This is a genomic window from Streptomyces exfoliatus (genome assembly GCF_000725545.1).
GTDB classification, from domain to species: domain Bacteria; phylum Actinomycetota; class Actinomycetes; order Streptomycetales; family Streptomycetaceae; genus Streptomyces; species Streptomyces exfoliatus.
On sequence record NZ_JNZP01000001.1, the window covers coordinates 124184 to 137986 of the forward strand.

The window sequence follows — 13803 nt, forward strand, 5'->3', positions numbered from 1 at the left end:
CGTCACTTCTTGCGGCCGCTCACGAGGAAGCCGATGCCGACGCCGACGACCATGCCGATGCCGATGATCCACCAGACGTCGAAGCCGCGGCCCTCGTCCTCGGTCGTCGAGGACGCGGAGGTGTCGGGGGCCTTGGGCGCGGGGCCGGTGGCGTTGAGCTGCTCCACCAGGTCCGCCGAACCGAACTCGCGCGGGTCGGTGTCCATCGCGCGGGCGGCGAGGATCAGCTGCGCGTAGGCGGCGGGGCCGCTCTCCTTCGCCCAGGCGGCGGAGTTCTTCTCCAGCCACTCCAGGGCGGGCTTCGCCTCCTTCGCGGCGCCGGAGGCGGCGAGCGCGACGACGGCGTCGGCGGTGTTGCCGACGTCGGGCTTCTCGGCGGTGTCGGTGGCGCCCGGCATGGGCGGCAGGGTCAGGTGGCCGGTCTTCGCGAGGGCCTTCGTCAGGTAGGAGGCGCCGTTCAGCGCGGCCCGGTCGATCGTCGGCTTCGCGAGGTCGGTGCAGGCCGGGGGCTGCTCCGGGGAGGCCTTGGTGGCGACGACGCTCTTGCCGAGCCCGGCGAGGGTGGCCGCGGCGGTGGCGTCGGCGTTCGCGAGGAGCTTGCCGGACTTGTCCGGCTGGTACGCGAAGGCGCCCGCGCCGTCCTTGTCCGTGCAGGGCAGCGCGAAGGTGAGGAGCGCGTCGTAGGGCGTACGGCCCTCGGCGGAGGTGAACGAGCCGGGCTTCACGCCCGTCGCGGCGAGCGCGCCGATGACGACGGACGTCGAGTTGGCGTCGCTGGCGCCGCCGGCGCCGTAGCCCCAGCCGCCGTCCTTGTTCTGCACGGACCGCAGCCAGTCGCTGCCCGCCTTGACGGCGGCGTCGAGCTTCTCCGGTTCGGCGGCCTGGCGGCGGACGGCGCGGAGCGCCTGCACGGCGACGGCGGTGGCGTTGGTGTCGCGCATCGTCTTCGCGTCGCAGGGCTTCGTGACGTCCGCGCGGTACGAGCTGAAGGAACCGTCCTCGCACTGCTGGCCGCGCAGCCAGTCCACGGCCTGGTCGGCGGGCTGGAAGCCGGTGGCGCGCTGGGCGAGGAAGGCGAGCGACTGGCGCCAGACACCGTCGTACGTCGGGTCCTTCGTGCCGTAGGGACCGGCCGGGGCCGTGCCGGCCGACGGGGACGGCGAAGGCGCGGCGGTGGCGGCACCGGCTGCTCCGGTGCCGAGCAGGACGGCGGCGGCGGCGAGCGCGGCGGCGCCGCGGCGGACGGTGTTCATGGGGCCCTCTCGTGCGGCCGGGCACCGGCACGCCTCAGGGGCACCAGGCTCCGGCTCCGTATTCCTCGACGGTGCCGGCGGTCACGTCCCGGACGGGGCATTCCGACTCGCCGCTCCCCGTGGGGAGACGGCTCACGGTTGCGGGACAGTGCCGGATTCGCACCGGCTTCCCCCCGTACGGGCATGATGACGACGTGGGCCCACTCTACCGGCCCCCAGGCGCTCCACCCGGGGGTGGGAGGTGCCTCACACGGCCACGTACTCCACGGGGTCCGTGCCCGTCACCGCTTCGGCGCGGCCCAGTTTCACCAGGCGGCGGACGTGGGCCTCGGCCTCGCTGACGGCGATGTTCCGGGAGCCGTAGGGGATCTGTTCCCAGGGGCGGTTCCACTCCATCCGCTCGGCGAGCTGCCAGGGGGTGAGCGGGGCGGCGAGGAGGCCGAGGAGTCCGGTGAGCCGCTCCTCGTGGTGGTCGAGGAGCTCGTGGACGCGGCCGGCGGCGTCCGCGAAGGCGTGCTGGTGGGCGGGGAGGACTTCGGCGACGCCGAGGCGCCCGACGCGTTCGAGCGAGTCCAGGTAGTCCCCGAGGGGGTCGGTCTCGGTGTGGTCGTCGGGGTCCTCGTACAGGCCGATGTGCGGGGAGATCCCGGGCAGCAGGTGGTCGCCGGAGAAGAGCCGGCCGTGGCCGGGCAGCCGGGAGGGGTGCTCCTCCTCCAGGTGGAGGCAGACGTGGCCGGGGGTGTGGCCGGGGGTCCAGATCGCCCGCAGCCGCCGGCCGGCGAGGTCGAGCAGCTCACCGGGGACGATCTCGCGGTCGGGGAGGGCGGAGCGCAGCCCGGGGAGGGTGGCCATGCGGCCGGAGGCGCGCGCGGCCCGGAGCGGGGCGAGGTGGTCCTCGGGGGCGCCGGCGGTGGCGAGTTTGCGGGCGAGGTAGTCGAGCCAGGTGCCGGGATCGGACTCGCGGGTGCGGCGGACGACGGCGGTGTCGGCGGCGTGCATGGCGATCCAGGCCCCGGACTCCTCGCGGACGCGGCCGGAGAGACCGTGGTGGTCGGGGTGGTGGTGGGTGATGACGATCCCGTGGACGTCCGCCACCCCGAGGCCGAGCGCGCCGAGCCCGACGGCCAGTTCGGCCCAGGAGGCCGGGTCGTCCCAGCCGGTGTCGACGAGGACGGGGCCGCGGTCGGTGTCGAGGACGTGGACCAGGGTGTGGCCGAGCGGGTTGTCCGGGATGGGCACCCGGAGCGACCAGACGCCTCCGCCGTGCTCGGTCACCTGGGTCATGTGCCCTCATCTCTCCAAGACCGTACGGAGCTTGCCCGACCGTTGCCCATCATAACTAGAACTGGTATCAGTTCTGGGTGTCAGTACTGATACATCGTCAGGGAATTCCTTCTCCTCTGGAGGCGGCGGTCATGACCGAGCTTGTGGAGCACGGAAAGCTGTACATCGGCGGGGAGTTGACCGACCCGCTCGGCGAGGAGGTCATCGAGGTCGTCTCCCCGCACACCGAGGAGGTCATCGGGCGCGTCCCGCACGCCTCCGCCGCCGACGTCGACCGGGCCGTGGCCGCCGCCCGCCGGGCCTTCGACGAGGGGCCCTGGCCCCGGATGACGGTGGAGGAGCGGATCGCCGTCGTCACCCGTATCAAGGACGGGGTCGCCGCGCGGTACGAGGAGATCGCCCGCTCCATCAGCGCCCAGAACGGCTCCCCGTACTCCTGGTCCGTCCTCGCCCAGGCGCTCGGCGCGATGATGGTCTGGGACGCGGCGATCACCATCGCCCGCGACTTCGTGTACGAGGAGCGGCGCGGCGGCGTCCTCGGGCCGCTGCTCGTCCGGCGCGAGCCGGTCGGGGTCGTCGCGGCCGTCGTCCCGTGGAACGTGCCGCAGTTCACCGCCGCCGCCAAGCTCGGGCCCGCGCTGCTCGCCGGCTGCGCGGTCATCCTCAAGCCCTCGCCCGAGACGCCCCTCGACTCGTACATCCTCGCCGAGATCGCCACCGAGGCCGGGCTGCCCGAGGGCGTGCTCAGCATCCTGCCCGCCGACCGGGAGGTCAGCGAGTACCTCGTCGGCCACCCCGGCGTCGACAAGGTCTCCTTCACCGGCTCGGTCGCGGCCGGCAGGCGCGTCATGGAGGTCGCCTCCCGCAACCTCACCCGCGTCACCCTCGAACTCGGCGGAAAGTCGGCCGCCGTGATCCTGCCGGATGCGGACCTGGACACCGCCGTCGCCGGGATCGTCCCCGCCGCCTGGATGAACAACGGCCAGGCGTGCGTGGCCCAGACCCGTATCCTCGCCCCCCGCTCCCGGTACGAGGAGATCGCCGAGGCCTTCGCGGCGGCGGCCGGCGCGCTCGTCGTCGGCGACCCGCTCGACCCGGCCACCCAGGTCGGCCCGCTCGTCGCCAGGCGCCAGCGGCAGCGCTCCCTCGACTACATCGGCATCGGCCAGGGGGAGGGCGCCAAGGTCCTCGCGGGCGGCGGCCGGCCGGCCGGGCTCGATCGCGGCTGGTACGTCGAGCCGACGCTCTTCGGCGGCGTCGACAACTCCATGCGGATCGCCCGCGAGGAGATCTTCGGCCCGGTCATCTGCCTCCTGCCGTACGCGGACGAGGCCGAGGCCCTCCGGATCGCGAACGACTCCGAGTACGGCCTCAGCGGCAGCGTCTGGACCGGCGACGTCGAGCACGGCATCGACTTCGCCCGCGCGGTGCGCACCGGCACCTTCAACGTCAACACCTTCAGCCTGGACATGCTCGGGCCGTTCGGCGGCTACAAGAACTCCGGCCTGGGGCGCGAGTTCGGCCCCGAGGGCTTCGGCGAGTACCTGGAGCACAAGATGATCCACCTGCCGGCCGGCTACGGAGACGTGTGATGGGCGACCGCTGGCACGTCGAGGTCGACCGGGGCGTCTGCATCGGCTCCGGCATGTGCGTCAACCACGCCCCGGACGGCTTCCGTCTCGACACGGCCCGCCAGTCCCACCCGCGTGAGCCGGAGACCGACGCGGGCGAACTGCTGCTCGCGGCGGCGGAGGGCTGCCCCGTGGAGGCCATCCAGATCACCCTGGCGGCGGGCGGCGAGCCGGTGTTCCCACCGGAGGATGAGTAGCCACGGTCCGCCCCTGACCGCCCGTGACCTGCCCGTACGTCGTGTGTGACACTCCTCCGGCACAGCAGACGCACAGGGAGTGGGGCAGACATGCGGGGTCGCGGTACATGGTGGGCGGCGGTCGCCGGAGCGACGGCGGCGGCGCTTCTGGCGGCGGGCTGCGGGCCCGGTGCGAAGCCCGGGGCCTTCGGCCGCCAGGCGGCGCACGCCGAGATCACCGCTGCCGTCGAGGGGGCGGGGCTGCCGGAGTCCGACCTCCCGGGGACCGGCGGGCCGACCCCCACGGGCTCGACCCCCGAGCCCACGCCGACCACGGAGCGGGAGCGGGTGGCCGCGCGCATGGCCGCCTGCTCCACCGGCTGGCAGTACGTCGGCCCTCTCGTCGAAGGGTCGCGCGGCGACTTCGACAAGGCGGTCGCCGCCCTCGTCGGCGAGAAGTGGGTCCAGGACCAGCGCCAGGTCGAGAAGCTCGACGACAAGGGCAGCACGATGGTCGCGGTCACTCTCAAGAAGCGGGGCTGGACGCTGTTCGGGAGGCACCACAGTGCGCCGCAGACGCTGAGCCTGGAGATGATCTCCCTCCAGGCGTCGGAGGACTCGTGCATGAAGCAGTTCACCGACAAGGAGCTGGACCTCCTGGAGGGCGAGGGCGGCGAACAGCCCTGACGCGACGTGCCTTTGCACGCTCCGTTCGTTCCCACGTGCAAAACTGTGCCCCTGTCAGCGGGGGCAAGAGGTCTTCGTGCGGGCCGTTTTGGGAGTGTTGTGCGCAAGGTGATGACGGCGGTCGCGGCCGCCGGTGTGGTGCTGCTGGTCGCGGGCTGTGGCAGTGAGGGCGGTACGGACAAGGGCGGTTCGTCCTCCGCCGGTTCGTCCTCGGTCGGTTCGGCCGCCACGGGCGGCGCGGGTGGCTCCGGTGGTTCGAGTGACGCGAAGCTGGACGGGGCCGCCGTCACCAAGGAGCTGACCGACGCGGCCACGGCGGCCGGGTTCACGAAGGACTCCTCGGACGACGAGGTGCCGCCGGAGCTCAAGGACTGCATGGTCAGCTGGTCGGCCGACGTCGAGAAGGCCGCCGACCCGAAGAAGTCCTACGCGGCCACGATCACGGCCCTGACCAAGGGCGGCTGGCAGGAGGAGCGGAGCACCGAGCAGAACGGCTCGGTGATCAAGTCCCTGAAGAAGGGCGGCTGGCAGCTCAACGCCAGCGACCACTCCACCGGTCCGGTCAAGCTGGTCATGTTCATCGGCGCGGACAGCAGCCCGACGTGCGCCGCGCTCATCGCGAAGGACAACGCGAAGCACCAGAAGCCCTGATTCGGCGCGCCGCCCGTGCCCCCACCGCAGGGGGCGCGGGTGGCGTACGTCAGGCCCGCCTGTCGCCGGTCTCCGGCGCCGTCAGGTCGATCAGCCGGCAGACCGTCTCGATGTCGATCTTCACCTGTGCGATCGAGGCGCGTCCGGACAGCCAGGTGATCAGCGCCGAGTGCCAGGTGTGCTCGATCACCCGGACCGCCGAGAGCTGCTCCGGTGTGGGGTGCTCCGTCCCCATCGCGTCCAGGATGATCGCGGTCGTCAGCCGGGAGACCGTGTCGACCTCGGGGCTCACGCTGCGGTCGGCGAAGGTCAGGGCCCGCACCATCGCGTCGGCGAGCTGCGGTTCGCGCTGGAGCGCGCGGAAGGTCCGCATCAGGGTCTCCGCGACCCGCTCCGACGGGTCGGCGCCCGCGGGCGGCCGCTTCCGCAGGGTGGTGTGCAGGTGCTGGAGCTGGTCCTGCATCGTCGCGACCAGCAGGTGGATCTTGGACGGGAAGTAGCGGTACAGCGTCCCCAGGGCCACCCCGGCCGCCTCGGCGACCTCCCGCATCTGCACGGCGTCGAAGCCGCCCCGCGCCGCGAGCTGGGCGCTGGCGTTCAGGATGCGGCGCCGCCGCGCCTCCTGGCGCTCCGTGAGGGGCGGCGACGCGGGTCTGTGGTCCGCTCTGTTGTCTGCGGTCATGGGGTCCCGTTCCGTGCGGTGGGGAGCGACAGTATGGCGGGGTGGGCGCCGTGGCGCGAATCACCTGTTCCGGCTCTCACCACGGGGCTACCTGCCGGTAGATTCTGTCCTCCTTGAAGGATCAAGAAGATCAGGCCAGAAGATCAAGAACGATCAAGTCTGTAACTTGTTCTAGATTAGCGCGAGCGGTTACGCTCCGGCGAAACGCACGCTCGAAGGGGGTCGCGCATGACCGCTGAGGCCATAGAGGCAGGCCCCCGCCAGGGCGTCACCGCGACCGGTGACACTCCGCTGCGGATCGCTCTCCTCACGTACAAGGGAAACCCTTTCTGCGGCGGTCAGGGCGTCTACGTCCGGCACCTCTCCCGCGAGCTGGCCCGCCTCGGTCACCACGTCGAGGTCATCGGCTCGCAGCCGTACCCCACTCTCGACGAGGGCGTCCCGCTCACCGAGATCGCCAGCCTCGACCTCTACCGCTCGCCGGACCCGTTCCGGACGCCGAAGCGCGACGAGTACCGGGACTGGATCGACGGTCTCGAGGTCGCCACCATGTGGACCGGCGGCTTCCCCGAGCCGCTCACCTTCTCCCTGCGGGCCCGGCGCATGCTCGCCGCCCGCCGCGGGGACTTCGACGTCGTCCACGACAACCAGACCCTCGGGTACGGGCTCCTCGGCGGCCCGCGCGCCATCGGCGCCCCGCTCGTCACCACGATCCACCACCCCATCACCGTCGACCGGCAGCTCGAACTCGACGCCGCCGCCGGCTGGAAGCGCCGTGCCTCCGTCCGTCGCTGGTACGCCTTCACCCGCATGCAGAAGCGGGTCGCCCGCCGGCTGCCGTCCGTGCTCACCGTCTCCGGCACCTCCCGGCGGGAGATCGTCGACCACCTCGGCGTCCGCGACGACCGCATCCGGGTCGTCCACATCGGCGCCGACACGGACCTGTGGTCGCCCGACCCGGCCGTCGCCGAGGTCCCCGGCCGGATCGTCACCACCTCCAGCGCCGACGTCCCCCTCAAGGGCCTGATCCACCTGATCGAGGCGCTCGCCAAGCTCCGCACCGAGAACCCGGCCGCGCACCTCGTCGTCGTCGGCAGGCGGGCCGAGGACGGGCCGGTCGCCGCGGCCATCGAGCGGTACGGGCTCGACGGCGCCGTCGAGTTCGTCAAGGGCATCAGCGACGCCGAGCTCGTCGACCTGGTCCGCTCCGCCCAGGTCTCCTGCGTGCCCTCGCTGTACGAGGGGTTCTCGCTGCCCGCCGCCGAGGCGATGGCCACGGGCACCCCCCTCGTCGCCACCACCGGCGGGGCCATCCCCGAGGTCGCGGGGCCCGACGGCGAGACCTGCCTCGCGGTGCCGCCTGGCGACGCGGGGGCGCTTGCCGCCGCGCTGGGGCGGGTGCTGGGTGACCCGGGCCTTCGGGCCCGGCTGGGGGCGGCCGGGCGCGCCCGGGTGCTGGAGCGGTTCACCTGGGCGCGGGCCGCGCAGGGCACCGCAGAGCTGTACCGCGAGGCGGTCGCCGCGCAGGGCGCCGGTGTGCGCGGGGGCGCAAGGTGACACCTCGCGCCTGCCCACAACGTTCCGTCAACACCGAAAGCAGGACGACCCCGTGCTGACCGTCGACTTCACCCGCTTCCCGCTCGCCCCCGGCGACCGTGTGCTCGATCTGGGCTGCGGTGCGGGCCGGCACGCGTTCGAGTGCTACCGGCGCGGCGCCCAGGTCGTGGCCCTCGACCAGAACGGCGAGGAGATCCGCGAGGTCGCCAAGTGGTTCGCGGCCATGAAGGAGGCCGGGGAGGCCCCCGCGGGCGCCACCGCCACCGCGATGGAGGGCGACGCCCTCAACCTGCCCTTCCCCGACGAGTCCTTCGACGTCGTCATCATCTCCGAGGTCATGGAGCACATCCCGGACGACAAGGGCGTGCTCGCCGAGATGGTCCGCGTGCTCAAGCCCGGCGGCCGGATCGCGATCACCGTGCCCCGCTACGGCCCCGAGAAGGTCTGCTGGGCGCTCTCCGACGCGTACCACGAGGTCGAGGGCGGCCACATCCGCATCTACAAGGCCGACGAGCTCCTCGGCAAGATCCGGCAGGCCGGCCTCAGGCCGTACGGCACGCACCACGCGCACGCGCTGCACTCGCCGTACTGGTGGCTGAAGTGCGCCTTCGGCGTGGATAACGACAAGGCGCTGCCCGTCCGCGCCTACCACAAGCTCCTGGTCTGGGACATCATGAAGAAGCCCGCCCTGACCCGGGTCGCCGAGCAGCTGCTCAACCCGGTCGTCGGCAAGAGCTTCGTGGCGTACGCGACCAAGCCCCACCTTCCCGAGGCGGACGCGGCCAAGTGACGAGCCCCGAGCGGATCGCCGAGCACCTCGTGCTGCCCGGCGTCCTCACCGCCGAGCAGGCCGCCGAGACGGTCACCGGGATACTCGCCGTCCAGCGCGAGGACGGCGCCATACCGTGGTTCCGCGGCCATCACCTGGACCCGTGGGACCACACCGAGGCCGCCATGGCCCTGGACGCGGCGGGCGAGCACGCCGCCGCGACCCGCGCCTACGAGTGGCTCGCCCGGCACCAGAACGGCGACGGCTCCTGGTACGCGGCCTACCGCGACGGCGACCCGGACGACGTCACCGACCGGAGCCGGGAGTCCAACTTCGTCGCCTACATCGCGGTCGGCGTCTGGCACCACTACCTGTCGACCGGCGACGACGCCTTCCTCGACCGGATGTGGCCCGTCGTCTTCGCCGCCGTCGAGTTCGTCCTCGGGCTCCAGCAGCCCGGCGGCCAGATCGGCTGGAAGCGCGAGGCCGACGGCACCCCGGTGAACGACGCGCTGCTCACCGGCAGTTCGTCGATCCACCAGGCGCTCCGCTGCGCCCTCGCCATCGCCGAGACCCGCGAGGAGCCGCAGCCGGACTGGGAGCTGGCGACCGGGGCGCTCGCTCACGCGATCCGCAGCCACCCGGAGCGTTTCCTCGACAAGTCGCGCTACTCGATGGACTGGTACTACCCGATCCTCGGCGGCGCGGTCACCGGACCGGACGCCCTGGCCAGGATCGAGGCCGACTGGAGCGCGTTCGTCGTGCCCGGCCTCGGGGTGCGCTGCGTGATCCCCAACCCGTGGGTCACCGGCGGCGAGAGCTGCGAACTCGCTCTCGCCCTCTGGGCGATGGGGGAGTCCGACCGCGCCCTCACGATCCTCCAGGACATCCAGCACCTGCGGGCCGGGAACGGCATGTACTGGACGGGGTACGTCTTCGAGGGCGACGAGGGGGCGGGCAGGGCGTTCTGGCCCGAGGAGCAGACCAGCTGGACCGCGGGCTCCCTGCTGCTCGCGGTGGCGGCCCTGGGCGGCGAGGAGGCCACGGGCGCCGTCTTCGGCGGCGAACGCCTCCCGACGGGCCTCGAACCGGACTGCTGCGAGGCCTGAGCGCGCAAGGGCGCCCGTTCCTTCACGCGTGCCCGTCACCCGAGTTCCCGTACCCGTACGGAGTCGTCCGGGTGGCGGGTGCTCGGGCCCCGGGTGAGGCTGACGCCATCACCCCAGGGAGGTCCCGTCGTGCCCAGAAGTCTTTCGCGCGGTGTCGTGGCGCTGCTGCTGTCCTGCACCCTGCTCCTGACCACCGCCGCCTGCGGCGGTGACGGCGAGGCCCAGAGCGTGAGCGGCGCCCCGACCCCGACGGCGTCCGCGAGCTTCGAGCAGCAGAAGCTGGCGAAGACGCGGTTCGTGGCCAACGCCGGTCTGGCCGCGGGTGCCACGTACCAGTGGATCGTGAAGCCGTACCGCGCGGGCAAGTTCAAGAAGGGCGCCGACGGTCGCACCTTCGCCCTGGTGAAGGCGGGCCTCGCGGGCGCGTTCACGTACAACCGGCTCAAGGCGGCGACGAACAACGCCAAGGGCGATCCGCTGCTCTCGAAGGCGGTCGCGCCGCTCACGGCCGGCATCGAGTCGCTCAAGGACCTGGGGACGAAGCTCCGCAAGGGCGAGGTGGGCGACGCGGACGTCGGCGCCTTCGAGGGAGTCATCAACAGCGTCAAGGACGCGGGGAAGAGCGCGGGCGCCGAGGTCGTCGACAAGGTGCCGAGCGCCTCGCAGCTCAGCGGCGGCTGACCGGGTCAGGCGTTGAGCTCCGCGAGCAGACCGAGCGTGGCGGGGTCCGGTGACGTGACGAGGAGGTCCGTCACCGGGCCCCGCCGCCATGTCTCCAGGCGGGCGGCGATCCGCCGCCGGGGGCCGACGAGTGAGATCTCGTCCGCGAAGGCGTCCGGCACCGCGCGTACGGCCTCCTCCCGCCGCCCGGCCGCGAACAGCTCCTGGATGCGCCGGGCCTCCTTCTCGTATCCCATCCGTCCCATCAGGTCGGCGTGGAAGTTGCGGGCCGCGTGCCCCATGCCGCCGATGTAGAAGCCGAGCATCGCCTTGACCGGCAGCAGCCCGGCCGCCACGTCCTCGCAGAGCTGGGCGCGGACCATGGGGGCGACGAGGAAGCCCTCGGGGAGTGCCTCCGGCAGGGCGTACACCTCGGCCCAGCGGTCGGGCGTCCAGTACAGCGGCAGCCAGCCGTCGGCGAGGGTGAGGGTCTGCGCGATGTTCCTGGGGCCCTCGGCGCCGAGGAGGACGGGGACGTCGGACCGGAGCGGATGGGTGATGGGCTTGAGGGCCTTGCCGAGGCCGGTGCCGTCCGCCCCGGTGTACGGGTGGGAGTGGTGGCGCCCGTCGAGCCGGACGGGGCCCTCGCGGCGCAGGACCTGGCGGACCACGTCCACGTACTCCCGGGTCGCGGTCAGCGGGGAGCGGGGGAAGGGGCGCCCGTACCATCCCTCGACGACCTGCGGTCCCGACAGGCCGAGCCCGAGCAGAACCCGTCCGCCGGAGAGGTGGTCGAGCGTGAGGGCGTGCATCGCGGTGGTGGTGGGGGCGCGGGCCGCCATCTGCGCGACGGCGGTGCCCAGCCTGATGCGGCTGGTGTGGGCGGCGATCCAGGTGAGCGCGGTGAAGGCGTCGGAGCCCCAGGCCTCCGCCGTCCACACGGAGTCGTAGCCGAGCCGCTCGGCCTCGCGGGCGAGGTCGAGATGGGCGGGGGAGGGGCCGCGGCCCCAGTAGCCGAGGGCGAGTCCGAGTCGCATGCCCCGCATCCTTTCTGACGATCCGTCAGTTCGGGTGTTGCGGGGACTGTACGGCAACGGCCCCCCGCCCGGAAGGGATTCCGGACGAGGGGCCGTGTGCGCGCGTACGGCGGGATCAGCCGCGCTGGATGCCCGTCGTGTCCTGGAGGACGCCGCGGCGGCCGTCCTGCGTCTGCGCCACCAGGGCGGCACCGCGCTGCTCCACCGCCAGGTACCAGGTACCCGGAGCCAGTTCGGCGATCGGCGCCTGCGAGCCGTCCTCCGCGTACAGCGGACGGGCGACCGGGACGGCGAACCAGAACGGAGCGAAGTCCCCGGCCGGCTGAGCCTGCGGGGCCTGCTGCTGCGGCTCCGGCTGGTGCGGGGCCTGCTGCTGCGGGGCGCCGGCCTGCGCGCCGAACGACTGGCCCGCACCCTGCGAGGGATCCTGCGGACCGCCGTACGGCTGGTGCTGCTGCGCGCCCGGGTAGCCGTAGCCGCCGGGGACGCCCTGCTGGCCGGGCTGCATGCCGTACGGCTGCGGGGTCTGCGGCTTGGGCGCGGGGAGGAGCGGGGCCTTGAGGGCGGGGACCAGCGGGCCGGCCACGGCGGCACCGGCCGCGACCAGGGAGGCGATGAGGCCGAGGATCAGGCCCGCGCCGGCGTTGTCCGACTCGAAGATCCACATCAGCACGGTCCAGGCGGCGGCGATGGTGAACGCGGCACCGACCTGACCGAGCTCCAGGCCGGCCACCTTGCGCGGCTGCGGCAGCGCGCGGGAGACGACGACGAGGGCGACGCCGGCGATGCCGAGGAGGAAGGAGCCCCAGCCGAGCGGCGACGCCTCCCACGCGTTGATGCTGTCGAACTGGTCGCAGACCGCGTCCGGGGCGTCGCAACCGGAGATGCCCAGGAACGAGGCGATGAACAGCACCACCGCTGCGCCGATCAGCACGCCATCGCCTCGGGTGAGGGAGCGGATATTCACGTAAGAGTCCTTCGTCGGTCGTCGGTCGTCGCGTCGGGGTGGCGCTCAAGGTTCGTGGCACGGGGGAGGCCCCATCGTACGGAGCGAATCTATCGCCCGCCGGTTCTACCCCTTGAGGTAGGTGGCGATGCCGTCCGCGATCCCCTGGGCGGCCTTCTGTCGCCACGTCGCCGACGTGAGCAGCGTCGCATCCTTCGGATCACGCATATTGCCGCATTCGACGAACACCTTGGGGACGGTTGAGAGATTGAGTCCGCCGAGGTCGTCGCGGACGTCCAACCCCGTGCCGTCGCCCAGGTAGTTGGCGGGCGCCGTTCCGGTGGCGCGGGCGAACCGGTCGGCGATCCGCTCGCCCAGCTCACGGGAGGGGCCGACGATCTTCGCCGTGTCGGCGGACCCCCCGCGCACGGATGCGGGAAGGATCACATGGAATCCGCGGTGGCCGACGGCGGAACCGTCCGCGTGGACGGAGACGACGGCGTCGGCGCGGGCCGCGTTGCCGATCCGCGCACGCTCGTCGATGCACGGGCCCCAGGGGCGCTCGGCGTCGTGGGTGAGGACGACGGTGGCGCCGCGGGCGGTGAGGAGGTCGCGGAGCCGGTGGGAGACGTCGAGGGTGAACGACGCCTCGGTGTATCCCGCGTTCGTGGAGGTGCCGGTGGTGTCGCACTCCTTGCGGTTGGTGCCGATGTTCACCTTCTGGTTGATTTCCGTGGAATGACGGAAATTGCCGGGGTTGTGACCGGGGTCGATGACGACGGTCCGTCCGGCGAGGGAGAGAGCCGGCTGGGGTGAGGCGGAGGCCAGAGGGGGCCGGGACGCGGTCGCGCTCGCGTGTCCGGTCGTCGGGGACTGCGGGCTCTGCGGGCTCTGCCCGGACTTCCCCGTCGGCGGCGAGGCCTGGGAGGCCCCGCACCCGGCGAGCACGGCGCAGCAGCCCGTGGCGGCGAGGACGAGGGCGAGGGTACGGCGGGCGGTGTTCCGGTGGTCGTACGGCACGCCCGCGACTTTAGGGCCTTTGCGGGGAGAAACCGCGTAGGGATAGGTCGCAGGTTGGTCACCGGCTTCGCAGATCGGTGGACGCGTGTGAGTGAACCGTGAAGGGTAGGTGGGAAGAGGCGACGGTGGGGTGTCACCGCGCATGGACCACGAGGGGGAACCGTGGTGGGGGAAGAACCGACCGACGCACGTCCCGAACCGAACGACGCACGTCCCGAACCGAATGATTCCCGGCCCGAGCCGACGGATGCCCGCCCTGAGCCGGGCGACGCCCGTCCTGAGCCGGTCGATGACCGTCCCTGGGCCGCTCCCGTTCCGGCCGCTCCGACCGCTCCGACCGC

At 72.7% G+C, this 13803-nt stretch carries 14 protein-coding genes and 1 riboswitch; of the genes, 8 read left to right on the forward strand and 6 right to left on the reverse strand.

Going from position 1 to position 13803, the window contains the following annotated elements; all coding sequences use genetic code 11:
* Nucleotides 1-2: 2 nt before the first annotated feature.
* Together IO20_RS0100595 and IO20_RS0100600 are read right to left on the reverse strand one after the other, a co-directional pair.
* Complete coding sequence (locus IO20_RS0100595; RefSeq protein WP_030547791.1) at nt 3-1253, reverse strand: SCO2321 family membrane protein; 1251 nt, start codon at nt 1251-1253, stop codon at nt 3-5.
* A gap of 95 nt (nt 1254-1348) precedes the next feature.
* Nucleotides 1349-1426: riboswitch (cobalamin riboswitch) on the reverse strand.
* Nucleotides 1427-1499: 73 nt separating this feature from the next.
* Nucleotides 1500-2537, reverse strand: coding sequence for a Strvi_7410 family MBL fold metallo-hydrolase (locus IO20_RS0100600; protein ID WP_030547789.1), 1038 nt, complete (start codon nt 2535-2537; stop codon nt 1500-1502).
* Nucleotides 2538-2668: 131 nt separating this feature from the next.
* Here IO20_RS0100600 and IO20_RS0100605 point away from each other — a divergent pair, with 131 nt between their 5' ends.
* From IO20_RS0100605 to IO20_RS0100620, 4 genes are all read left to right on the forward strand, one after another.
* A complete protein-coding gene (locus IO20_RS0100605) occupies nt 2669-4129 on the forward strand; it encodes an aldehyde dehydrogenase (protein ID WP_030547787.1) in 1461 nt (486 codons plus the stop codon).
* Nucleotides 4129-4365 (forward strand): ferredoxin, encoded by a 237-nt coding sequence (locus tag IO20_RS0100610; RefSeq protein WP_030547785.1) that lies wholly within the window; start codon nt 4129-4131, stop codon nt 4363-4365. Before IO20_RS0100605 ends, IO20_RS0100610 begins: the two co-directional genes overlap by 1 nt.
* 90 nt (nt 4366-4455) lie before the next feature.
* Entirely contained in the window at nt 4456-5031 is a 576-nt protein-coding gene (locus IO20_RS0100615) for a hypothetical protein (RefSeq protein WP_030547783.1), read from the forward strand.
* A gap of 99 nt (nt 5032-5130) precedes the next feature.
* Nucleotides 5131-5682 (forward strand): hypothetical protein, encoded by a 552-nt coding sequence (locus IO20_RS0100620; RefSeq protein WP_030547781.1) that lies wholly within the window; start codon nt 5131-5133, stop codon nt 5680-5682.
* Between the two features lie 49 nt (nt 5683-5731).
* Here the strand turns inward: IO20_RS0100620 and IO20_RS0100625 are convergent, their stop codons facing one another.
* Nucleotides 5732-6364, reverse strand: coding sequence for a TetR family transcriptional regulator (locus IO20_RS0100625; protein WP_031126571.1), 633 nt, complete (start codon nt 6362-6364; stop codon nt 5732-5734).
* A gap of 228 nt (nt 6365-6592) precedes the next feature.
* Here IO20_RS0100625 and IO20_RS0100630 point away from each other — a divergent pair, with 228 nt between their 5' ends.
* From IO20_RS0100630 to IO20_RS0100645, 4 genes are all read left to right on the forward strand, one after another.
* Nucleotides 6593-7921: a glycosyltransferase family 4 protein gene (locus IO20_RS0100630; RefSeq protein ID WP_030547777.1), complete on the forward strand. Its 1329-nt coding sequence runs from the start codon at nt 6593-6595 to the stop codon at nt 7919-7921.
* A gap of 10 nt (nt 7922-7931) precedes the next feature.
* Nucleotides 7932-8711: a class I SAM-dependent methyltransferase gene (locus IO20_RS0100635; protein WP_078945903.1), complete on the forward strand. Its 780-nt coding sequence runs from the start codon at nt 7932-7934 to the stop codon at nt 8709-8711.
* The gene (locus tag IO20_RS0100640) at nt 8708-9799 is read left to right on the forward strand and encodes a prenyltransferase/squalene oxidase repeat-containing protein (RefSeq protein WP_030547773.1); all 1092 of its coding nucleotides are present in this window, start codon (nt 8708-8710) and stop codon (nt 9797-9799) included. The genes IO20_RS0100635 and IO20_RS0100640 overlap by 4 nt, the downstream gene beginning before the upstream one ends.
* A gap of 129 nt (nt 9800-9928) precedes the next feature.
* Entirely contained in the window at nt 9929-10480 is a 552-nt protein-coding gene (locus IO20_RS0100645) for a hypothetical protein (RefSeq protein WP_030207942.1), read from the forward strand.
* Between the two features lie 5 nt (nt 10481-10485).
* Here IO20_RS0100645 and IO20_RS0100650 read toward each other — a convergent pair whose 3' ends face one another.
* The 3 genes from IO20_RS0100650 to IO20_RS0100660 all read right to left on the reverse strand — a co-directional run bounded on the left by IO20_RS0100650 (nt 10486) and on the right by IO20_RS0100660 (nt 13462).
* Nucleotides 10486-11496, reverse strand: a complete 1011-nt coding sequence (locus IO20_RS0100650) for an LLM class F420-dependent oxidoreductase (protein WP_030547771.1) — start codon at nt 11494-11496, stop codon at nt 10486-10488.
* Nucleotides 11497-11611: 115 nt separating this feature from the next.
* Nucleotides 11612-12463: a DUF5336 domain-containing protein gene (locus tag IO20_RS0100655; RefSeq protein ID WP_030547769.1), complete on the reverse strand. Its 852-nt coding sequence runs from the start codon at nt 12461-12463 to the stop codon at nt 11612-11614.
* Between the two features lie 105 nt (nt 12464-12568).
* Nucleotides 12569-13462, reverse strand: a complete 894-nt coding sequence (locus tag IO20_RS0100660) for an N-acetylmuramoyl-L-alanine amidase (RefSeq protein ID WP_030547767.1) — start codon at nt 13460-13462, stop codon at nt 12569-12571.
* Nucleotides 13463-13803: the final 341 nt, after the last annotated feature.